The following is a 20,430-nucleotide window of genomic DNA, read 5'->3' as shown; positions in this document are numbered from 1 at the left end:
GAAAGTTTACAAATTCGTTTTAGTTAGCGGGTTTGGTGGGCCAAAGCACGCGCGTACCTCCGGTGCGCGCCCCCCCGGAAAGCAAGAGGAGCCACCCATGCGGGTAGCTCCTCGTATAGAAATTTATAAGGGGCCCTTATTTGATCTCTACGTCGGCGCCGGCTTCCTTCAGCTTGGCGGCCAGTTCCTCGGCTTCTGCCTTGGAGATGCCTTCCTTTACGGGCTTGGGAGCGCCGTCTACCAGGTCCTTGGCTTCCTTCAGACCCAGGCCGGTCATTTCCTTTACGATCTTCACGACACCCAGCTTGCTGGCGCCGCCGCTCTTCAGGATCAGGTCGAAAGAGGTCTTCTCTTCTACCTTGGCGGCTCCGCCACCACCGCCGTCGGCGGCTACCACTACTGCTGCGGCTGCGGGTTCGATACCGTAGTCGGCTTTCAATACGTCGGCCAGTTCCTGTACTTCTTTAACAGTCAGGCCTACCAGTTGTTCTGCGAGTTCTTTTACGTTTGCCATGTTATTAAATTTTTAGCGTTTATAAATTCCACCTTCATAGCCCCCGCAAAAAATCATCAGGGAAGCTCCGGTGGATACATATACTGTCTTATTCGGCGGCGGGCGCTTCGGCAGCGCCAGCTTCCGGGGCTCCGGCTTCGACGCCGGCGGCTTGTTTCTCGTGGTGGTGCAACAGGGCGGCCAGTACGCGCTTAGCGGGCGACTGGAGGAGCCCGATGACTTCCCCGATGAGCTCTTCCTTGGACTTGATCTTGGTCAGGGCCTTGAGGTTTTCATCCCCGGTGTACACGTCACCGTTGATGAAGGCGGCCTTCAGCTCCGGCTTCTGCAGGTTCTTTTCGCCGCGGAAGGACGTCAGGATCAGGGCCGGCTCCTTGGCGTTCTCGGAGAACATCAGGGCCGTCACATTGTGCAGTGAGTCGTAAACCCCGGCGTATTTCTGGCTGTCCAGGGATTCCAGGGCCTTCCTGATGAGGGTGTTCTTTGCCACCTTCATTTCGACATTCTTGTCGAAGCAGGCGCGACGAAGCTTGGATACCTGCTCTACGGTCAGGGATTCGGTATCCGTGACGTAGAAGTTATTATATTGAGAGAACTTGCCCTTCAGGACTTCGATCACCTCGTTCTTTTGCTCTTTTGTCATTGTAAGTCGTTTTAGTTAGTTACCGATTTGGTATCGATCATGATACCGGGGCTCATCGTGGACGCCATGGAGAGACCCTTCAGGTAAGTACCCTTAGCCGTTGCGGGTTTCAGCTTGACGATAGCATTGATGAGCTCCTGGCTGTTTTCACTGATCTTGTCCGTACCGAAGGAAACCCTTCCGATGGACGCGTGGATGATACCAGCCTTGTCTACTTTAAACGCGATCTTACCACCCTTTACCTCGTTTACGGCGGCGGCGACATCGTTGGTTACCGTACCGGTCTTGGGGTTGGGCATCAGGTTGCGGGGGCCGAGGATTTTACCCAGCTTACCGATCTTGGGCATGACGGAGGGCGTGGCGATGATCACGTCCACGTCGGTCCAACCGCCTTCGATCTTGGTGATGAACTCGTCCAGGCCAACGAAGTCGGCGCCGGCGTTCTTTGCGTCGTTTTCTTTTTCGGGGGTGCAAAGAACGAGTACCTTTTTGGTCTTACCCGTGCCATGAGGCAGGGTTACCGTGCCGCGGACGGCCTGGTCGGCCTTTTTGGGGTCGACGCCGAGACGGATATGAAGGTCGACGGAGCTATCGAATTTGGTGCAGTTCACCTCTTTTACCAGGGAACTCGCTTCTTTGAGTGAATACAGTTTGCTCTGATCCACTTTGCCTTGGGCTGCTTTTCTTTTCTTTGTAAGTGCCATGTGTCAGGTCTTTTGAGATGAACAATTAGTTTTCCCAGGGGGCTTTACCATCCACGGTGATACCCATGCTGCGGGCCGTACCGGCTACCATGCGCATGGCGCTTTCTACCGTGAAACAATTCAGATCGCTCATCTTGTCTTTTGCGATGGCTTCCACCTGGGTCCAGTTCACCTTTCCGACCTTGTTCCGGTTGGGCTCTTTGGAACCGCTTTGCAGTTTGGATGCTTCCAGCAGTTGTACGCTGGCGGGAGGGGTCTTGATGACGAAGTCGAACGACTTGTCGGCGTAGACCGTGATCAAAACGGGCAGTACCTTGCCGATCTTGTCCTGGGTCCTGGCGTTGTACTGCTTGCAGAATTCCATGATGTTCACACCTTTGGAACCCAGAGCAGGACCTACGGGAGGAGCGGGGTTGGCCTGGCCACCCTTGACCTGGAGTTTTACGTAACCTGTGATTTCTTTTGCCATTATAAATGGTTTTTGGTCATAACGTCCCGGCGACCCGGAGGTATGGGACTCCCAAAATTGGGACGGCAAAGGTAGGAATTATATCATTCCAGCACAAATTTAAACTGCTGGTTCGTCCCTCCGTTGGCCGACCAGATCTCGATTTTGGTGCCGTTGGCGGTACCGTGGGCATAAACATCCATATTGGAAGAAGGCGCGCAGGCCGGCGACAGGGTGTTGTATCCCCCACCGGCGGGCGTAACTTTCCATTTCTGGGCGGTGGACCCGGTGTAGGGCTCGATCACGATCCTGGTACCGTTGCCCGTACCCGAGGCGCTGTCGGTCAGGGCCATGCTGGCGTTGTTACCCGCCTGGAATTCATAGTAACCACCGGGAAGGGCGATCGCCTTCCAAACCTGGTTGGGCGAGACCGGTGAATTGGGCGTCCACAGTTCAACCGGCGTACCGGCCGTCGTCGCGCCGCCGGTGATGTCGAGCACGCTCGATCCATTCACGCCCGCCACGATGTGGAAGCTGGAGTCCGGGGTGATGCCCGTCCCGTCCCCGAAATACATGTCCACCTCACCATTGGTGGCGCTGTTGTTCACCACGACGGTGTTGAGCAGGGACGGCGTCACCGGCACGCTGCCGCCACCCGGCGTCCAGTGGAGGCTGTCGGGGGCCGAACCCGTCCTCATGGCCACATCGATGGCGGTGAACTGCATAAACGGCTGGTTGGGCCACTGCGCCAGGATCTGGGTGTAGGCTTCCAGGCACAGTGCCGGGTCCGTCGCCTCGCTCGTCCTTGTTATATTCACGTCGGCCGCGGAATAGCCGGTGAAGCTTTCCTTGTAGTTCCAGGTCGTGTCATTCGGGTTGGATACGAAGGTAATGACGCCGGTCAGCTGCGTGCCGGGTGTCACCCGCACAAAGGTCCCATGGAAATACTGCCCCTCGGTAAAGTACCAGTTGGCGATGGTATAGGCATTTCCATAGCCCTGGTCGTACTGGAGCACCGGCTGGAGGGCGCCCCCGTCAAGCGCGTTCCAGTAGAAAATAGTGACCGGGTTGGTCGTGTCGAGCGGGAAGTTGGGCACCAGCCAGTTGGTCGACAGGCTTTTGATGCCCGACAGGCTTGCAGACGTGTAATAAGAGCCTTCATTCCTGCCCGAGGCGCCCGTCGTGCCAAAGGTCGGGTTTGTGCCAAACGTCGTGACGGCGGCTACGGACTCACCTCTCAGCGCACGGGCGAAAGCGTAAGGGTCGGTCGCCGCCCGGTCGTCCGCGGAGGGAACGCCCAAGTCTTCGACGAGGCGGCCGGTATTCATGTTTACGAGTTGTAGCCGGCCGCCGACGATCTTGGCGATGGTATGGTTGTCGACGGCATGTACGCGCGACGCAGGCAGCGCCCCATACGGCGTTTGTACGGTGGCCCCATTGGAAGCCGGTTCTGCCGCTTCCGTCGCGTGTTGTTGTTTGGAACAGGCCGCCAGCGACAACGCGGCGGCGAGGACGACGATTTGGTTATGCTTCATATGTTAGGTTTCCATTAATATATGTTATCCTAACATTATTTGCAATAGGCGTGAAACCGGCTACCGTAGCGCAATCGGTTGAAATATCCGGTCAACCGATTGCGCTATTTTTTAATCTTAAGGCAGCTTCAAAAAATCGATATCCGGGGCCTTCCCCGTCGGAGGCCGCTGGATCGGATCCCTGAGGCTCGTATTGCCTATATCCCGGAATCCGCCGGTGTACATATAAAAAAAGCCGTTTTCCACACCGGCACCATAGTCATAACGGGGATGATTCAAGGGGCTGGCGGTCGTCGTCAACAGACAATCTTTCATCTCTATCCAGGTACCCGACGACGTGCATACCCATTGGTTGCCATAGTCGGCTTTGAAGTAGTCGTCCCCGTTCGGTCCGAAATTCTCTACGAAGGAATATAAACCGGACAGTAATTTACCGCCCGTTTTTGCTTTATCCCATTCAGCGATCAATCTCCATTCCCCGTTCTCAGGAGCAAAATAGTACGCCGTATAGATGGTATGATCCACTTTGGGCCTCGCCCCCACCAGCAGTTTGTAAGTCGTCCCGTTCTTCCAGGCGAAGGTCAGGTGGCTGTGTCCCCCGGATCCCTCATTCCCGAACTCACCGGTAAAAACGTCCTTCCCTTTGCGGATGAGCGTAACCGCATAGTCAGCAGGGATTTCCTTGGGGTCGTTCGTACTATAGTCGCTCCAGATCGAGAAGATGAATCGCCGTTCGGTACCGGAATTCACCTGAATGCCCATGTACCCTCCTGAAAAGCCATTGGTCATATAATAGGCATTTCGGGAATTTACACCCGACGGAACGCATACCTCGGAATAAAACCAGGCTATTGCGCTGTCCGCCGGACTCGCGTACCATAAATGGGTGGCCGGCGCGCCCCTGTATTCTTTGTTGTTGTATTCCAGATTGGCGGACGCTGGCCCAGACAATATGACCGACCGGATATCGGGATAGTACTTTCCTGTCTTCGAAATCCCCCTGATCTCGATGCAGTGATAACGCGCATCCGGCACGTCGAAATCGCCGACCGGCAGCACCACGTAATCGCTACCCCCGGGGACCTTGAGCGTATAGCCTTTACCCGAACTATCCAATCGCACGGAAAGTTTGCTGTCCCCGGCAGTTGCCTTTAGACGCAAAGCCACACTAAGCACGCCGATGGTTCGCGGGGCGAAATATGTCCTGCTGAACAAATACGCATCGTCCCAACCGGTTAGGCCCTGCTCATCGATCAATCCATGTTTACTGGCTATGCCGCCTTCATCGTCCGTATGCGGGTAGATATATCCGTTGCTGTATAAAGTCACCTCCACCTGCGCGAAAACCGACAGCGGAGCGAGCATTAAGAAAAACGCCAGTTTGTATATCATCATTTGTGCGTAAGGTCAGGGAATTGCATGGTGATGGAATAAACTCCCGGTATCCACAACCGGAACGGCAACCTCGGGTTTGCGCTCCATTCGCCGTCGGGATACCCTGACACCGAGAAGAACTGGGTCGGTATCCGGTAATAGAGGTTGTACCCGTTCCCTAACGACGTAAAGGGGAATGGCGTAAGCGCATATTGAAACAACATCGCCGTATCGGTATAGGTGTAGCTGTTGGTATAGTTTTCAAAACACTGCAGGTACGGCGGGATCGGGTTTACCCCGCTGTTCGGCCGCTGGACGATCTCGCCCTTTTTCGGATCGAACGGAGTGCCGTTCTTATCTATCATTTTCAGGACGATCAGGTTGGGTGAATCCGCCAGGTATTGGATCGTGATAATGGGGTTGGCCGCGTTCGCAGTCACGGACTCGTTACCGACCTTGAATAGCTTGTCGTATGTCGTGCCGAGATCGGGAACGGATTGATAGGCGGGTGCATCCACGAGGGTGATGGAGACGAGGTTGTGGAACATTTCGATACCTGCGATGTTCGATATTTTCTCGTCCAGCGAATAAGTCCCCGCTGGCAGGTTGATGGTCGCGAAATTACCCGTTATGACACCGCTGTTCGCGTTGAGTGTAATCGGCGGCAACTGCTGCACCTGTTGTTTGGCCGTTATTTGGTCCAGCGTGGTATCCGTGGCCGAATTGTAGGCGGCCTTCCAGGTGGTCACCGGGTATGTTTTGAAAAATATATTGTCCATGACGTTCCCCGCGGAATCATAGACATGCTCGAGCGTGATATTCAGCGGCTGCGAGGACCCGTCCGGATTTACCGCGTCGGAGTTGTACACACGTCCCTTCGAAATCACATAGTTGCTCTGCAGGTATTGGATATTGGGGCTTAGGAAGCCTTTTGCGTACTTGGTACAGGACGACGCGAAAAAGACCGCGCCGAGCAGGAGGTATATGTAAAGTCTCATACGTGGCTATTGAATGGTTCCAAAAAAGAATAAGACGTGGCTGTTCTCCAGGACGTCTAGCATCCCGGTGTTGGTTTGTATACCCGACGTCTGGCACAAGGTATGTACCCCGACATTGGTCGGTATGTCGGGTGCATCGATGGGAATCGGCGGCGTCCCCCACAATTGGGTGAAGTAAACGACCTGCGGAACATTGGAGACATAGGTGGAGTAGCCGAGGTTGGGGTCCTTGGTATACTCGTAGGAAACGAGCACCGAGTCGCCGCTCAGTCCCGTATGATACAAAGCGCCATTGTTCGTGAGGCTGCTGAAGGACAGCTGTTGATGGACAATGTACATCAACAGCGAGTCCTTCACCCGGTCCAGGTCGTATTTAAGGAGGGTATCGAGCGTATATTTCTGGAAGGGATCGATGTTCTGCACCAGGGCAGTCCGGGCCGCCAGGTAGTTATCGATGGCCCGATCCGTCGGGGCGAAGAAAGTGATGCCCGGCTCATTGATCGAATCCTTCAGGCCCGCTGCGTCAATCAACAGGATCAACGTATCGAACTGGTGCATAGAATTGCCCTTGAGGTAGTCATAGGTAGTCATGTTCACCTTGGGATTGGATTTCTGTCCGCCGGTGATATAGTCCTGTTTGCGGCAAGAAATAATCAAGCACAGCAGCGGTAACAGGTATAGGATGGAATTTTTTTTCATAATTTCTTTTTTGTGGGTGGCTATTTATTGCTCGACCAATAAGGGTTCTGCGTCAGGACGGGATCGAGGGAGAAAAGAGAGCCCAGGTCCAACGGCCAGTAATATCCTTTTTCCGAGACTCTGGCCGGAGGGAAATTGAGCACCTCGGTGAGCGAGTGTAGCACCGTATCAGTACGGATCATATCATAATAGGTTTGTCCTTCGCCGATCAGTTCCCGTGAGCGCTCGTTGAATATGGCCTGGACAAGATTCGTTTGGTCCATGGGTCCTGTATAGTCGCCGATGTTTGCCCGCTCTCTGGTCTGGTTCATCTCCGCCACGGCGGATGAGGTACCGCCGGTCATGGCCTGCGCTTCTGCATCCAGGAGCAGAATATCTCCCAACCGGAATAAAGCGAGGTTATTGCTGATATAAGCGTTGACCTCCTGGCCCGGGTTCTGATAAGCGAAGTTGGTATACTTCAGCAGGAGATACCCCTTGGGGTCTCCGCCGCTGGCATTAACATGCTTGAGGATCGTGTTGAACCGCAAGTCGGGGGACGTACCCGTCACATCCACGCCGAACAAGGTGTCGGTCAGCGTCTCGTCCGCCACCCACGCCGTCGCGGTCAATTGGTCGTCCAGGGAATCCTTAAGAAAAACAGAGAAAAAGTTGAATTGACCTTCCGTCCAACCGCTATAGTCGTTATACCCGTCGGCTGATGTCAGGAACTGGGGGTCGTTCGCGTCATAGAGCATCGCGATCTCCATGATATTCTCCGCCGAAGAGGACCCTTTCCAAAGATTCGTATAGGTCGCCGCCGGCTCCAGGCTATAGCCGCCGTTCTGGATCACCTGCTGGCAGGCGAGGTGCGCGTTCTTATAATCATGCCGCCAGGCATAGATGTGCGCCATCAGCGCGTAGACGGAACCCTTATTGGCACGTAGTACCTTACTGGGATCGCCCCCGGAAAACTGCAGGTAACCCGCCGCAGTCTCGAGGTCCGCCAGGCAGCTATCAAGCACGATAGATTCGGCGGTACGCGGGACAGGAGGGATATTGCCGTAGTCCACCTGGTCATAGGTACGGGTGACGTATACGGGGTCGCCCCAGTTACGGATCAGGAAGAAATAGCCCAGCGACCGCATGAACAGCGCTTCAGCGATATAACTGTTCCGGACGGTCGTATCCCCCGCGAAATCCGCGATCGGCATTTTGGGCACCTGCTGGAGGATTAGGTTACACTGTGCAAACAGGGTATAATACCGGGTCCAGTTGGTCAGGTCACCGAGATAGTCCGCGGTGGCGGTAAAATAGTCGGAGTTATTCTGGGGAGACAGCGGCGTGTAATTCCAGGCGGTGGAAGAAAAGATACCCGCCACGTAATCGCCATTGGTGAAGAATGCGTTGCTGCTGCGGATACAGATCCGGAATTGTCCGTACATGCTCAACGCGGCCTGTTCGACCGAGGCCTGGGACGTCCAGAATTCCGAACCGTACGTGGAATCGATGGGCCCCTTGTCGATGTATTTCTTGCAGGAGCCGAACACAAGGATCGACAGGATCAGCAGGCAGCTCAGGTTATATGAATAAGATCTACGCATTGTTTTTCGATTTAAAAAGTGACATCCAGGCCAAAGGTGAATTTGTGGGGTACCGGGTAGTTACCGCCGGTATAGATGCCCAGTTGGTTGACCGCCTCAGGGTCGGGCACCGTGGCATGAGTGAAAGTATAGACGTTGTCTACCGTACCGTAGATCCTGGCCCGGCTGATTTTCAGGTGCTGAATCCAGGACTCGGGCAGGCTGTACGCCAGGACGATGTTCTTGATCTTGAAAAAGGCGCCGTTCTCGTTGAACATCGTCGAAAAGGGCAGGAATTGGTAGAAGTTGGGACCATAGGGGTTCAATGCGGGGAATGAGGCGCTGTACGTTGAACCGCCCTTGGTCGCTTGTTGGGGCACCCAATAGTTCAGCCCGCTGAGGTTCGGCAACCAGTTGGCGGCCATGGCGTTGGCGGTTGACGAATAGTTGCCGGAAGGGAAACTGAAAACATCGGCGATCTGGCTCTGCTTGTAGATATTGACAATATCCCTTTTGCCACAAAATACACTGATAATACTCAGGGTGAAATTCTTGTAGGAGAAGTCGTTGATAAAGCCGCCGGTATATTTGGGGTTCGGGTTGCCGCTGGGGATCCGGTCACCGTAATTATCGCCGTTATTCTCTCCGCTCCATACGTCGTAGTCATGGTTCTGGTCGATCCAGATCGGGTAACCCGGTTGTACGGGATAGTAAGTCTTGAAATAGGTCAGCGGCTGGCCGGTGATCGGGTTGACAGGTATTTGACCTACGTTGTTATAGACGCCAGCGTACTTCATCTGGAACATTTCATATATGGGCTGACCCACGGAATATATGCGTCCAACACCATAGTAGTCATCGATCTCGAAGGAACGGTTGTTGTTGGGTAACCTGGCGATGATGTTCTTGTTGAAGGATAGGTTCAGGGTGGAGGTCCAATGGAACTTGCTCTTTTCGCCCAGGATATGTCCCGTCAGCGACAGGTCTAGACCGCGGTTGTCTACCCATAGGTCGTTGCCGTTGAAATCAATGCTTTGGTAGCCCGTAAAAAACGGCAGGTTGAAGGTGAAATAGTCCCCTTTCGTGGTCTTGTCATAGACGTCGGCCACTGCGTAGACGCGGCTGTTAAACAACTGGAATTCCAAGCCGATATCCTTCTGGTAAGTCCTCGACCAGGTCAGGTCGTCCTTGGTCAGGCCATTGGTAAAGCTGGGCGATACAGCCGTCCCGCCGCCATAGGTGCCGTTGACCGAATATGAATTATAAGGCGCGTAATAGTCGAGGGACTGTTGCCCTGCAAGGCCGTAGCTACCGCGTAGTTTCAGGAAGTTTACGTACCGTGTGACGCCCTTCATAAATTTCTCGTCGGAAATGATCCAGCCCAGCCCTGCAGAAGGGAATTTGCCCCACTTACTATTGGCGCCAAACCGGGAGGAAGCGTCCGCGCGGTCGGCCACGTAGGCGATGTATTTACCGTCGTAGTCGTACTGGACCTGTCCGGCGAAGGACAAAACCGCGGACGACTGATAGTCCGATTTCGCGGAAAGGTAGGTTTGTGGGATGCCGCTCACCACCTGTATGTCATTGGAGGGAACGTTATATCCCGATGCGCTGATGGTCTTGGCAATATCGTCGGTAAACTGTTGCGTCGCCGTCGCCACGAGGTGGTGGGAATGACCGCCACCCGCGTTAAAAGCGTGCGAATAGTTCAAGGAGTTCGAGGTGAAGTATTCAGTGAAATTGTTCGCGTCGGACTCGGCATAGGATGGCTGTGTGGTACCCTGTGAGGCCAACAGCGCATTTTGGTTGGATGGCTTGAAATAGTCCTTGTTGGCCAGGGCCACCGATACCGATCCCTGCGTTGTGAACCGCAATCCCTTCAGGATATCGTAGTTGATAATCAGCGACCCGTTGTACCAGTCGTTGGTATTTTGGTTCCGCAGGTTTCCGGCCAGCCCGAGGTAATTGGCGGAGTCAAACGCGTTCAGCCCGAAAAAGGAAGAAGGCAGGTTACCGCTATTGGCGCCGAAAGGCGTATTGTCGTCCGTGTTGGAGAGCTTAGACCCACGGTCGCGGTCGCTGTGAGACATGGACAACACCAACTGGGAATTGAGCTTAGGGCTTACCCGGAAGTCGAAGTTCCCCCGGATCGAGTAGCGCTTGAAATCGAAGTCCTTCATGACGCCCTGCTCATCGTAGTAATTCATGCTGATCCGGTAGTTCACCATTTCATTGGCCGCTGATACCGACAAATCGGTATTGTACACGGAAGCGTTCCGGTAGAACAGCCCCTGCCAGTCGGTGGCGTTATTGAAATAGGGATTCAGGCTATCCGTCAGCAGCTGGGGCAGTGTCGCGAAATTCGCATAGCTCCCATAGGTTTGTAATAACGCGAGCTTTTGTGCCCGCTCAGCGGAGCCCGTTACCGTTGGCAGCAATTTGGGCTCTTGTACCAGACCACCGTATGCGTTGACGTAAAATTCGGGCTTGCTGCTCCTGCCGCGTTTGGTTTTGATGTAAATGACGCCGTTCGCGCCCCGCGATCCCCAAGCCGCGGTAGCAGCCGCGTCTTTCTGCACGTCGATGCTTTCGATGTCGTTTACGTTAATGCCCGCCAGGAAATCCGTCCCGTTGGACGTTCCTGCCGCGTCCTGGTTGTAGGAAATGTCTTCGGGGTTGATGGGTACCCCATCGATGACATACAACGGGCCGCTGAGGGCGTGCGCCTGGTCGAGGTTACCGACGCCCTGGCTGACACGGGTGTTCCCCCGTACGGTGATCGTGGGGGAAACGCCGGGTTCTCCGGACGAGATCTCCACGTCCATACCGGGCACGCGCCCCTGTAACAGATTGTCGAAAGATGGAGATGGCAGGTTTTCAATGGCCTTGCCGCTGACCGACGATATCGACGTGGTCGTAGTACGCCTGGATTGGTTTTGCACACCGACCACCACGACGTCTTTCAGCGCTCCGTTGGAAAGGTCGTTACGCATTGTCAGCGCCAGTATCGTACGGTCGTTTAGCTTGATACGCTGCTTTACAAATCCAACGTAGCTGATTTCCAGGGAGGCCGAACCCGATGCGACCGTCAGCGTGAAACTGCCGGAGGCGTCTGTCGCCGTACCCCTTTGCGTTCCCACCTCCTTGACGGATACGCCCGTAAGTACCTGACCGTCCTCTCCCTTTACGGTGCCTTTTACCGTAAAGCCTCCCTGGGCGAAGGAAAGCATCGATAGGGATAAACATAACAGCAGCAAAATGAACTTCATACGTAACATCAGTTTTGGTAAATAAAGCGTCACCCCGACCCACCGGGCCGGGTATCATGGATACTTGAAGGTTTCAGGAAAGAGTACCTTTAGGTGACTTTGCTAAAAATAAGTTAAACCGACTGAGCTTGTATGTCTCCAAAACCGCCGCGGCAGCACCTTTTCCAGCGCAAACGATTGAAAAAAACGCTTCAACCGATTGCGCATTTTTCGGGTTTGCCCAAAATTGCGCAATCGATTGAACTATTATTTGCCGTTAATTTCTGATTAAATCTCATTTTTGTCTAAACCGCGAAGCCATGGAACAGAAGCAGCCCACCATAAAAGAGATTGCCCGCCGACTCAACATCTCCGTTTCCACGGTGTCCAGGGCTTTGCATAACCATCCCCGGATCGGTTTGCGTACCAAGATGCAGGTTCAGAAGCTCGCGCAGGAGCTCAACTACGAACCCAACGCGCTGGCCATTTCCTTCAAGCAAAAGAAGTGGTATACCATCGGCGTTATCCTGCCCGACCTGAACGAGCAATTCTTTTCACAGGCCATCAGCGCCATCGAGGACACGGCCACCGGGCAGGGGTATACGGTGCTGATCGGCCAGTCCCACGACTCCGTGGAGCGCGAGCGCGTGTTGGTGGAGGCCTTCCGCAAACACCGTGTCGACGGCATCATCTTATCCGTGTCCAAAAACACGGACGACTACCAGCACCTGGACGCGCTCGACAAATACAATATTCCCCTCGTCTATTTCGACCGCATCCCCCGGGGCGGGCAGGGCCCCTCCGTCTCCAGCAACATCCGTCACGGCGCCGAGCTGGCCGTCAACTACCTGATCGAAAAGGGGCATACCCGCATCGCCCTCCTCAAGGGACCCGGCAGCCTCATTGCCAGCGCCCAGCGTTTTGACGGCTATCAGCACGCGCTCAAGCAGCACGGCCTGGCGGTCGACGACAACCTCGTGAAGGAAATCGACCTCTCCGCCGAAGGCACCCGCACCGCGATAGCCGAGCTGCTGGCCCTGCCGGAGCGTCCCACCGCCGTCCTTTGTTTCAACGACTACGTATGTCTCGACGCCATCCAGTACGCGCGCAAGGAAAAGGTTCGGATCAATAAGGACATCAGTTTCGTAAGCTTCGCCAACCTGCCGATGTGCAACTTCCTGGACGTACCACCGTTAGCCTCGGTGGAGCAACACCCGTATCGCCAGGGGCAGCTGGCGGCTGAAATGCTGTTGGATATAGTGGAAAAACGAAAAACCGTTTCCGAGATAAAACCGGTCGTCCTGGACACCGAATTAAGGATTTTCTGATTTATCTTCACGGCCTATGTTTTCCCTGCATCAAAAAACGGCCGTCATCACCGGCGCCGCGAGCGGCATCGGCAAAGCCATCGCCGAAACCTTCGCCTCGGCAGGCGCCACCGTCCATGCCATCGACCTGAACGTCGCCGCCGGACCGCTTTCCCATCCCTGTAACGTAACCGATCAGGCCGCGGTAAACGCCACGATCGCCTCTATCCTTGGGCACTCCGGCAAGATCGATATCCTCGTCAACGCCGCCGGTATCGCCCACGTGGGCCGGCTGGACACCACCTCCGAAGAGGACTTCGACAAGGTCTTTGCCGTAAACGTCAAGGGCGTCTACAACATGATGCGCGCCGTCATCAAAGGGATGACCGAACACCACAGTGGCGTCATACTCAATATCGCCTCAATCGCCTCGACCGTTGGCATTCCGGACCGGTTTGCCTATTCGATGAGCAAGGGCGCCGTCCTCACTATGACCCTTTCCGTCGCCAAGGACTATATCGGCCAGGGCGTCCGCTGCAACTGCGTGTCGCCCGCCCGCGTCCACACGCCTTTCGTGGACGGCTTTATCGCCAAGAACTACCCCGGCCGCGAAGCCGAAATGTTCGACAAGCTGTCAAAGACCCAGCCCATCGGCCGGATGGCCCAACCCTCCGAAATCGGGGCGTTGGCGCTGTACCTCTGCTCCGACGAGGCGGGGTTCATTACCGGCTGTGATTACCCGATCGACGGGGGATTTATCAGACTCAATAATTAATCCACATGCAGCTCATTCGTTATGGCGCTACCGGCGCCGAGAAACCCGGCATCTACAAAGACGGCAAACGCTATTCCACCGCCGATTTCGGCGAAGACTATACCGAGCAATTCTTTGCCACCGACGGTCCTTCCCGGCTGCGCACGTGGCTTCCCGGTCGCACCCTCCCCGAAGTCCCCGCCACCGAGCGCTGGGCCTCCCCCATCGACCGCCCTTCCAAGATCATCTGCATCGGTCTCAACTATGCCGACCACGCACGCGAAACCAAAGCCGAGATCCCCAAGGAGCCCATCATATTCTTTAAATCGACCACCGCGCTCTGCGGTCCCAACGACCCCGTCTATATCCCCCGCAACAGCGAAAAGCTCGACTGGGAAGTGGAGCTCGCCGTCATCATCGGCAAACGCGCCACCTATGTCAGCGAAGCCGACGCCCTCTCTTATGTTGCCGGCTACGCCCTACACAACGACTACAGCGAACGCGCCTTCCAGATCGAACGCGGCGGCCAATGGGTCAAGGGCAAAAGCTGCGACAGCTTCGCCCCACTCGGCCCCTGGCTGGCAACACCCGACGAGATGCCTGCCCTCGACTCCCTCCGTCTATGGCTCACCGTCAACGGCAAGACCTTCCAGGATGGCAATACCTCGAACATGATTTTCAACGTCCCGTTCCTGGTCTCCTACGTGAGCCAGTTCATGACGCTCCTCCCCGGCGACGTAATTTCTACCGGTACTCCCGCCGGTGTTGGCCTCGGTTTTAAACCCGCCATTTACCTCAAAAAAGGCGACATTGTCGAGCTCGGCATAGACGGCCTCGGCACTTCGAAGCAAATAGTTACGCCGCTACCATAGACCTCGGAACCCCAGGCCCGAATGATGGTAGCGCGGGCACAAAAAAAAAGGAGCCCGAAAAGGCTCCCTAAAAACATATATCCAAGCGGCGAAATTACGCCAGCTTCTCTACCTGCATGTAGTTCAATTCCACCGGCGTCGCCCGTCCGAAGACTTTCACCGCGACCTTCAGCTTCTTCTTCTCGTCGTTGACCTCTTCGATCACGCCATTGAAGTCGTTGAACGGCCCGTCGATGATCTTGATGGTCTCGCCGACAATGAACGGTTCGCTCATCGTGACGCCCATGTCGGACATTTCGTCGACCTTGCCGAGCATCTTGTTGACTTCCGACTTACGCAGGGCGATAGGATCGTCCTTGCCAAGGAAGTGAATGACGTTCGTGGTATTTTTAATGGCGTCCCGGATGTCGTCGTTCATCTTGCCTACCACTACCTCGACAAATACATAGCCGGGGTAATAGTTCCGTTCGCGCATTACCTTTTTCCCATTCTGTACTTTCCAAACCTTTTCCATGGGCAGGAAAACCTGTTTGACCAGGTCGCCCCATCCGCTCCGGGAGATTTCCTTATCCAGGTACTCTTTCACCTTGCGCTCCTTGCCGCTGACGACGCGGAGCACATACCACTTGGTCTCCTTCTCTTTCTCTTTTACTTCCTGGTTTATAACCTCTTCCATCATTATATAATTGAGTAAAAGGCTTGCAGTATCCGGGATATGGCCGCGTCCATGACCCAAACCAGGAAGGTGATCAGCGCAGTAGCCCCCAGGACGATTGTCGTGGATTGTTGCAGCTGGGCCCAGGTCGGCCAGGTCACTTTCTCGACCAATTCGCGGTACGAGTCTTTACAATATGTGAGAATCTTGTTCATTTTCAACATCTTAACTGCACGGGCTCGCGGATTCGAACCACGATCAAAGGTTTTGGAGACCTCTATTCTACCATTGAACTAAGCCCGTAAATAGTCCGGACGGCACAAAGCCGTCCGGACAAAGATATGAATTTCCGACTATTTCAGGATCTCGGTTACCTGACCAGCGCCTACGGTACGGCCACCTTCGCGGATAGCGAATTTCAGACCTTTTTCCATGGCGATGGGGGCGATCAGCTTAACGGTCAGCGAGGTGTTGTCACCAGGCATGATCATTTCGGTGCCCGCGTTCAGCTCGACTTCACCGGTTACGTCCGTGGTGCGGAAGTAGAACTGAGGACGGTACTTGTTGAAGAAGGGCGTGTGACGGCCACCTTCTTCTTTGCTCAGTACGTATACCTCAGCCTTGAACTCGGTGTGCGGAGTGATGGACTTCGGTTTCACGATAACCATACCGCGACGGATGTCCTTCTTTTCAATACCGCGCAGGAGCAGACCGGCGTTGTCACCTGCCTGACCTTCGTCGAGGAGCTTCTTGAACATTTCAACACCGGTTACGGTGGAAGTCAGGGGCTCGGGGATCAGACCGACGATTTCGACGGGCTCACCAACCTTGATGATACCGCGCTCGATACGACCGGTGGCAACGGTACCGCGACCCGTGATCGAGAAGACGTCTTCCACGGACATGAGGAAGGGTTGGTCGATCGGACGGGGAGGCAGGGGGATGTAGCTATCTACAGCATCCATCAGCTGCTCGACGGCCTTTACCCATTTGTCTTCACCAGCGAGGGCGCCGGTAGCGGAACCCTGGATGATGGGGGTATTGTCGCCGTCGAAGCCGTAGGAGCTCAACAGTTCGCGGATTTCCATTTCAACGAGCTCCAGCAGTTCGGGGTCGTCAACAAGGTCAACCTTGTTCATGAAGACCACGATACGGGGAACGCCTACCTGGCGGGCCAGGAGGATGTGCTCCTTCGTTTGGGGCATGGGGCCGTCGGTTGCAGCCACAACTAGGATGGCGCCATCCATCTGGGCGGCACCGGTGATCATGTTCTTCACATAGTCAGCGTGACCAGGGCAGTCCACGTGCGCGTAGTGACGGTTGGTCGTCTGGTACTCTACGTGTGCAGTATTGATGGTGATACCACGCTCTTTCTCCTCGGGCGCAGCGTCGATTTCATCATACTTCTTTGCTTCAGCCCAGCCTTTCTTCGCCAGAATCGACGTGATGGCGGCCGTCAAAGTAGTCTTACCGTGGTCAACGTGACCGATGGTACCTACGTTGACGTGGGGTTTTTCCCTCTTAAAGGTCTCTTTAGACATTTTTATCGTTTTTTAAGTTGTGGTTAAAATTTGTTTACCCCATGGGGATGCCGCCCACGGGGTTTTGCGGTTTTTCAACCTAAATATTCTCAGAGCCGTTAAAGAGAATTGAACTCTTGACCTCTTCCTTACCAAGGAAGTGCTCTACCACTGAGCTACAACGGCTTAGTCTTAATACCTTTTACGGCAGCCGCCTTGTGGACAGCCGCCATGTCATTGGAGCGGAAGACGAGGGTCGAACCCGCAACCTATAGCTTGGAAGGCTATCGCTCTACCAATTGAGCTACTTCCGCAAGACAAAAAACTTTACAACAGCCGATCAAGGCGAATGGCGCACCACGGGTGCGCCGCCCGAAGGGCCATTATAAGCGGTGGGCAGGAGTGGATTCGAACCACTGAAGTCGAAAGACAGCGGATTTACAGTCCGCCCCATTTGGCCGCTCTGGAACCTGCCCGGATAATCCGGTTTCAATATGTCAAATGTAGCCTCACGCTACGCTTCATCTGTTTCTCAAAATGCCCTACCGGAGCCACTTGTCGGGATCGAACCAACGACCTACTGATTACAAATCAGTTGCTCTACCAGCTGAGCTAAAGTGGCGTGATCACGTTTTTGCCCCGAGCCTTTTTTTACGGCTGTAACGCACTACTGTAAAGAACTTGACGAACCTGGGGACTAAGTCATGCCATTTTCGGGATGGCAAAGGTAAGGGAAAACTTTTAAACCCAAAATTTTGTGGCGGTCCAGGGCAAAAAAAATCCGGCAATAGGTTTCTCGGTGGAGGCGCCCATTGCCGGACTGAAAAAATGACCTGGCTACTCGTTCGTCGGGATGACCAGGGGTATCATTGTCTTTGTCTTTTCCTTTTGTCGCTTTATTTGGGTTATCAAAGATTCCAGGGCACTGTCGAAGGAGGCTTCGAACGACTTGGAGGATTGCTTTACGAAGAATTCGTGTCGGGGAACAAGTACCCGGATTTCGGCGATCTTGTCCTTGATCTGGTGTACCACGTTGTCCAGCTTTAGAAATACCTCCACGGCTGTTATCCGGTCGTGGAAGTTGTCCAGCTTTCTCACTTTTTTGCTCACATGATCCAACAATTTGCTGTCCGCATCAAACCTTACTGTTTGAATGTTTACGTTCATAACAACGCAATTTTAAAGTGAATAATAAATAAAGAACTTCGGCGTCAAATGTGCGGCGGTGCCATGAGCACCACAGGTCTATTAAGGTAGTCCATGCGGAGTTTACAGCCAAAAATTATGCAAGGAATTTTGTGAACCTACCGCAAAAATTAGTAGGCCCAGTCAGGCTTTGGGATGAGCCTTTGCGAACGCTTGTTTGAGTTTTTCGATAGAATTATGGGTGTACACCTGGGTGGCCGCAAGACTGGCGTGCCCCAGCAACTCCTTCACTGCGTTGAGGTCCGCCCCGCGTTCGAGTAAATGCGTGGCGAAGGTATGCCTCAGGACGTGCGGGCTCTTCTTGTCGATGGTCGTCACCATTGATAAATAGTGTTTAACAACCCTATATACGTATTTGGCATACAGCGGCTTGCCTTTTGCACTCACCAGCAACCGCTCTCGATTGGGGGCTTCTATGTCGCGCGTTTTCATGTCACGGTACAACCGGATGCGTTCCATCCAGGCAGGGTCGACGGGGATAACGCGTTCTTTGTTCCCCTTACCCAGGACCTTGACCACCGATTTGGAAATATCTACTTGACTCTCTTTTAATTGTACGAGCTCCGATAGCCGCATCCCGGTCAGATAGAACAGCGCGAGGATCAATCGGTGCGTCTCGCCCTCCAGACCCGGGGGGAATTCGACCCGGCGCAGGTCCTGGATGTCCTTTTCGCCTACGAAACCGGGAAGCCGCCGGCTCATTTTTGGAGACACGATGACGCCCATGGGGTTACGCGTAATGACGCCCTTGCGGAGGTAAAACTTGAAGTAGGATTTGAGGGCCGAGATCTTCCGGCGCAGGCTCCGGGTGGTCAACCCGGCTTCCTTTTGGGTGGCCAGCCAGGTCCGGACAAAACCAGATTCCACCTCCCAGGGGTCCGTCACGGAATATTCCGTCGACAGGTAGCCGAAACAGGCCGTAAGGTCGTTCTGATAAGAAAGGATGGTGTGAGGGGAATACCGCTTCTCCCACTGAAGATAGGCCAGGAACTCGGCAATATGCGGGGGAGAGTCGGTAACGGGCATAAAAATATTGATAGCAGTAAAGGTAGTGCTTTACCGCTATCAATACGCTATGGCTGTGGTCGTCAGGACCTATTTTTCAATTTCGCCGTTGGCCAGTTGCTGACGGTAAACCGCCTTCAGGACCTCGGTCCGGCGGCGCACCGACGGCTTGGTAAAGGACTGGCGTTCACGCAATTGCAACAGGATTTTGGCCTTCTCGAATTTCTTTTTGTACTTCTTGAGGGCCTTGTCGATGTTTTCGCAATCTTTGGAATCAATAATAAGCATAATCTTTTTACTACTTTTTGGGACTGCAAAGATAATACTTACCAGTTTATTTCCGGCATGAATTCCCGAAATTTGTGCCCATGTTCACTGGTATCATCGAAGCCCTGGGTAAAATCCACTCTTTCAGCACCTCCGGTTCCAATAAGACATTTTGGATAAGTTCTCCCCTGTCCTCCGGCTTCCGGGTGGACCAGAGCGTTTCGCACAGCGGCGTCTGCCTGACGGTGGAAGAAGTCCGGGACGACAGGCACCGGGTCACCGCTATCCAGGAAACCCTGGACAAAACCACGCTGAACACCTGGACCGAGGGCGGCCTGGTCAACCTCGAGCGTTGTCTCCAGCAGGGGGGCCGCCTCGACGGTCACATCGTCCAGGGCCACGTCGATACCACCGGCGTCTGCACGGGCTACCAGGATATGAAGGGCAGCTGGGAATATCGCATTCGGTTTTCCCCGTCCTTCGCACCCCTTGTCATCGAAAAGGGCTCCATCAGCCTCAACGGGATCAGCCTCACCATTTTCGACGTAGATGTCGACGCCTTTAGCGTGGCCATCATCCCCTATACTTACACGCACACCACCATGCAGGACCTCCGTCCCGGCGACCCGGTCAATCTGGAATTCGATATGATCGGAAAGTACGTTCAGCGGCAAGCCTCGCTGCACGTCGCCGCCGCTTCCCGCGCCTGAACCCGCCTTTCTTTGGAATAAATCCACACACGACCTCCATATCCATCGACTGCGCCGCCTCCCGCAGGTCCGCCAGCGTAATCCGGCTGACCATCTCCCTCCGCTGTCGCGCCTGCCGCCTTTTCGTATCATCAATAAACCGTCGCGCCCGATGCAGCGCCCCCTTCGCGAATTGCTGAATCTTTTTCATGAGATTTTTTCTCAAAACTACCCCGCGCCGCCCCCCTCTCCCAGTCAACGCCGGCCAACCAGTCCAAAATCCCGCCAATGACGTACCGGCCAAACGGTACCGCACCGAAATACATCCGTATACACCCCAGCGCACCGCATCTTCTCTGTCCTAAGCGTGTAGGCCGAAGGGGGCGGGGTGCCTGACCTTCTGCACGCCGTTTTTTTTGCCAAAAAAAGC

20 protein-coding genes and 5 tRNA genes are annotated in these 20,430 nt (G+C 54.5%); 4 read left to right on the top strand and 21 right to left on the bottom strand.

What is annotated here, in order from left to right:
• Positions 1 to 136: 136 nt before the first annotated feature.
• From rplL to VL547_RS03160, 10 genes are all read right to left on the bottom strand, one after another.
• A complete protein-coding gene (rplL, locus tag VL547_RS03205) occupies positions 137 to 514 on the bottom strand; it encodes a 50S ribosomal protein L7/L12 (RefSeq protein ID WP_325575116.1) in 378 nt (125 codons plus the stop codon).
• A gap of 88 nt (positions 515 to 602) precedes the next feature.
• On the bottom strand, positions 603 to 1,157 hold the full coding sequence (rplJ, locus tag VL547_RS03200) for a 50S ribosomal protein L10 (protein ID WP_325575114.1): 555 nt from the start codon (positions 1,155 to 1,157) through the stop codon (positions 603 to 605).
• Positions 1,158 to 1,168: 11 nt separating this feature from the next.
• A complete protein-coding gene (gene rplA, locus VL547_RS03195) occupies positions 1,169 to 1,861 on the bottom strand; it encodes a 50S ribosomal protein L1 (RefSeq protein WP_325575112.1) in 693 nt (230 codons plus the stop codon).
• 25 nt (positions 1,862 to 1,886) lie between these two features.
• Positions 1,887 to 2,330 carry a 50S ribosomal protein L11 gene (gene rplK / locus VL547_RS03190; protein WP_325575110.1) on the bottom strand — a complete coding sequence of 148 codons (444 nt, stop codon included), beginning with the start codon at positions 2,328 to 2,330 and terminating at the stop codon, positions 1,887 to 1,889.
• 83 nt (positions 2,331 to 2,413) lie between these two features.
• The gene (locus VL547_RS03185; RefSeq protein WP_325575108.1) at positions 2,414 to 3,844 is read right to left on the bottom strand and encodes an RICIN domain-containing protein; all 1,431 of its coding nucleotides are present in this window, start codon (positions 3,842 to 3,844) and stop codon (positions 2,414 to 2,416) included.
• A gap of 117 nt (positions 3,845 to 3,961) precedes the next feature.
• Positions 3,962 to 5,239 carry a DUF3472 domain-containing protein gene (locus VL547_RS03180; protein ID WP_325575106.1) on the bottom strand — a complete coding sequence of 426 codons (1,278 nt, stop codon included), beginning with the start codon at positions 5,237 to 5,239 and terminating at the stop codon, positions 3,962 to 3,964.
• Entirely contained in the window at positions 5,236 to 6,216 is a 981-nt protein-coding gene (locus tag VL547_RS03175) for a hypothetical protein (RefSeq protein ID WP_325575104.1), read from the bottom strand. Before VL547_RS03175 ends, VL547_RS03180 begins: the two co-directional genes overlap by 4 nt.
• 6 nt (positions 6,217 to 6,222) lie before the next feature.
• Positions 6,223 to 6,915 carry a fasciclin domain-containing protein gene (locus VL547_RS03170; protein WP_325575102.1) on the bottom strand — a complete coding sequence of 231 codons (693 nt, stop codon included), beginning with the start codon at positions 6,913 to 6,915 and terminating at the stop codon, positions 6,223 to 6,225.
• 20 nt (positions 6,916 to 6,935) lie between these two features.
• Entirely contained in the window at positions 6,936 to 8,498 is a 1,563-nt protein-coding gene (locus tag VL547_RS03165) for a RagB/SusD family nutrient uptake outer membrane protein (RefSeq protein WP_325575100.1), read from the bottom strand.
• Between the two features lie 11 nt (positions 8,499 to 8,509).
• Complete coding sequence (locus VL547_RS03160) at positions 8,510 to 11,746, bottom strand: SusC/RagA family TonB-linked outer membrane protein (protein ID WP_325575098.1); 3,237 nt, start codon at positions 11,744 to 11,746, stop codon at positions 8,510 to 8,512.
• A 299-nt stretch (positions 11,747 to 12,045) separates the two neighbouring features.
• Here VL547_RS03160 and VL547_RS03155 point away from each other — a divergent pair, with 299 nt between their 5' ends.
• From VL547_RS03155 to VL547_RS03145, 3 genes are read left to right on the top strand one after another with little or no spacing between them, the layout of a single operon-like run.
• Positions 12,046 to 13,053, top strand: a complete 1,008-nt coding sequence (locus VL547_RS03155; protein ID WP_325575096.1) for a LacI family DNA-binding transcriptional regulator — start codon at positions 12,046 to 12,048, stop codon at positions 13,051 to 13,053.
• A gap of 16 nt (positions 13,054 to 13,069) precedes the next feature.
• Positions 13,070 to 13,807 carry an SDR family oxidoreductase gene (locus VL547_RS03150; RefSeq protein ID WP_325575094.1) on the top strand — a complete coding sequence of 246 codons (738 nt, stop codon included), beginning with the start codon at positions 13,070 to 13,072 and terminating at the stop codon, positions 13,805 to 13,807.
• Between the two features lie 5 nt (positions 13,808 to 13,812).
• Entirely contained in the window at positions 13,813 to 14,658 is an 846-nt protein-coding gene (locus tag VL547_RS03145) for a fumarylacetoacetate hydrolase family protein (RefSeq protein ID WP_325575092.1), read from the top strand.
• Positions 14,659 to 14,752: 94 nt separating this feature from the next.
• On the opposite strand, the gene nusG is transcribed toward VL547_RS03145, so the two are convergent.
• From nusG to rpsU, 11 genes are all read right to left on the bottom strand, one after another.
• The gene (gene nusG, locus VL547_RS03140) at positions 14,753 to 15,334 is read right to left on the bottom strand and encodes a transcription termination/antitermination protein NusG (RefSeq protein ID WP_325575084.1); all 582 of its coding nucleotides are present in this window, start codon (positions 15,332 to 15,334) and stop codon (positions 14,753 to 14,755) included.
• Between the two features lie 2 nt (positions 15,335 to 15,336).
• Complete coding sequence (gene secE / locus VL547_RS03135; RefSeq protein WP_325575082.1) at positions 15,337 to 15,528, bottom strand: preprotein translocase subunit SecE; 192 nt, start codon at positions 15,526 to 15,528, stop codon at positions 15,337 to 15,339.
• A gap of 17 nt (positions 15,529 to 15,545) precedes the next feature.
• Positions 15,546 to 15,616 (bottom strand) — tRNA-Trp (locus tag VL547_RS03130).
• Between the two features lie 50 nt (positions 15,617 to 15,666).
• Entirely contained in the window at positions 15,667 to 16,854 is a 1,188-nt protein-coding gene (gene tuf / locus VL547_RS03125) for an elongation factor Tu (RefSeq protein WP_325575080.1), read from the bottom strand.
• 93 nt (positions 16,855 to 16,947) lie between these two features.
• A tRNA-Thr gene (locus tag VL547_RS03120) sits at positions 16,948 to 17,019 on the bottom strand.
• A gap of 52 nt (positions 17,020 to 17,071) precedes the next feature.
• Positions 17,072 to 17,147 (bottom strand) — tRNA-Gly (locus VL547_RS03115).
• Between the two features lie 79 nt (positions 17,148 to 17,226).
• Positions 17,227 to 17,309: transfer RNA gene (locus VL547_RS03110), tRNA-Tyr, on the bottom strand.
• A 73-nt stretch (positions 17,310 to 17,382) separates the two neighbouring features.
• Positions 17,383 to 17,455, bottom strand: a tRNA-Thr gene (locus VL547_RS03105).
• Between the two features lie 215 nt (positions 17,456 to 17,670).
• Positions 17,671 to 18,000, bottom strand: a complete 330-nt coding sequence (locus VL547_RS03100; protein ID WP_325575078.1) for an HPF/RaiA family ribosome-associated protein — start codon at positions 17,998 to 18,000, stop codon at positions 17,671 to 17,673.
• Between the two features lie 162 nt (positions 18,001 to 18,162).
• Positions 18,163 to 19,065: a tyrosine-type recombinase/integrase gene (locus VL547_RS03095; protein WP_325575076.1), complete on the bottom strand. Its 903-nt coding sequence runs from the start codon at positions 19,063 to 19,065 to the stop codon at positions 18,163 to 18,165.
• Positions 19,066 to 19,134: 69 nt separating this feature from the next.
• The gene (gene rpsU / locus VL547_RS03090; protein WP_133995588.1) at positions 19,135 to 19,332 is read right to left on the bottom strand and encodes a 30S ribosomal protein S21; all 198 of its coding nucleotides are present in this window, start codon (positions 19,330 to 19,332) and stop codon (positions 19,135 to 19,137) included.
• An 80-nt stretch (positions 19,333 to 19,412) separates the two neighbouring features.
• Here rpsU and VL547_RS03085 point away from each other — a divergent pair, with 80 nt between their 5' ends.
• Complete coding sequence (locus VL547_RS03085; RefSeq protein WP_325575071.1) at positions 19,413 to 20,021, top strand: riboflavin synthase; 609 nt, start codon at positions 19,413 to 19,415, stop codon at positions 20,019 to 20,021.
• The last annotated feature ends 409 nt before the right edge of the window (positions 20,022 to 20,430 follow it).

It is taken from the genome of Dinghuibacter sp., from assembly GCF_035492835.1.
Classification (GTDB): Bacteria; Bacteroidota; Bacteroidia; order Chitinophagales; family Chitinophagaceae; genus Dinghuibacter.
Note: the sequence above shows the minus strand (reverse complement) of the source record. Positions and strands in the feature narration are given on the sequence as shown.

Excerpts from the sequence above, each read along its gene's own strand:
- VL547_RS03160 (WP_325575098.1), bottom strand. The coding sequence starts at position 11,746 with ATGAAGTTCATTTTGCTGCTGTTATGTTTATCCCTATCGATGCTTTCC.
- VL547_RS03155 (WP_325575096.1), top strand. The coding sequence starts at position 12,046 with ATGGAACAGAAGCAGCCCACCATAAAAGAGATTGCCCGCCGACTCAAC.
- tuf (WP_325575080.1), bottom strand. The coding sequence starts at position 16,854 with ATGTCTAAAGAGACCTTTAAGAGGGAAAAACCCCACGTCAACGTAGGT.
- rplJ (WP_325575114.1), bottom strand. The coding sequence starts at position 1,157 with ATGACAAAAGAGCAAAAGAACGAGGTGATCGAAGTCCTGAAGGGCAAG.
- VL547_RS03085 (WP_325575071.1), top strand. The coding sequence starts at position 19,413 with ATGTTCACTGGTATCATCGAAGCCCTGGGTAAAATCCACTCTTTCAGC.
- VL547_RS03095 (WP_325575076.1), bottom strand. The coding sequence starts at position 19,065 with ATGCCCGTTACCGACTCTCCCCCGCATATTGCCGAGTTCCTGGCCTAT.
- VL547_RS03165 (WP_325575100.1), bottom strand. The coding sequence starts at position 8,498 with ATGCGTAGATCTTATTCATATAACCTGAGCTGCCTGCTGATCCTGTCG.
- secE (WP_325575082.1), bottom strand. The coding sequence starts at position 15,528 with ATGAACAAGATTCTCACATATTGTAAAGACTCGTACCGCGAATTGGTC.
- rplA (WP_325575112.1), bottom strand. The coding sequence starts at position 1,861 with ATGGCACTTACAAAGAAAAGAAAAGCAGCCCAAGGCAAAGTGGATCAG.
- rplL (WP_325575116.1), bottom strand. The coding sequence starts at position 514 with ATGGCAAACGTAAAAGAACTCGCAGAACAACTGGTAGGCCTGACTGTT.
- nusG (WP_325575084.1), bottom strand. The coding sequence starts at position 15,334 with ATGGAAGAGGTTATAAACCAGGAAGTAAAAGAGAAAGAGAAGGAGACC.
- VL547_RS03100 (WP_325575078.1), bottom strand. The coding sequence starts at position 18,000 with ATGAACGTAAACATTCAAACAGTAAGGTTTGATGCGGACAGCAAATTG.
- VL547_RS03180 (WP_325575106.1), bottom strand. The coding sequence starts at position 5,239 with ATGATGATATACAAACTGGCGTTTTTCTTAATGCTCGCTCCGCTGTCG.
- rpsU (WP_133995588.1), bottom strand. The coding sequence starts at position 19,332 with ATGCTTATTATTGATTCCAAAGATTGCGAAAACATCGACAAGGCCCTC.
- VL547_RS03170 (WP_325575102.1), bottom strand. The coding sequence starts at position 6,915 with ATGAAAAAAAATTCCATCCTATACCTGTTACCGCTGCTGTGCTTGATT.
- rplK (WP_325575110.1), bottom strand. The coding sequence starts at position 2,330 with ATGGCAAAAGAAATCACAGGTTACGTAAAACTCCAGGTCAAGGGTGGC.
- VL547_RS03175 (WP_325575104.1), bottom strand. The coding sequence starts at position 6,216 with ATGAGACTTTACATATACCTCCTGCTCGGCGCGGTCTTTTTCGCGTCG.
- VL547_RS03185 (WP_325575108.1), bottom strand. The coding sequence starts at position 3,844 with ATGAAGCATAACCAAATCGTCGTCCTCGCCGCCGCGTTGTCGCTGGCG.
- VL547_RS03145 (WP_325575092.1), top strand. The coding sequence starts at position 13,813 with ATGCAGCTCATTCGTTATGGCGCTACCGGCGCCGAGAAACCCGGCATC.
- VL547_RS03150 (WP_325575094.1), top strand. The coding sequence starts at position 13,070 with ATGTTTTCCCTGCATCAAAAAACGGCCGTCATCACCGGCGCCGCGAGC.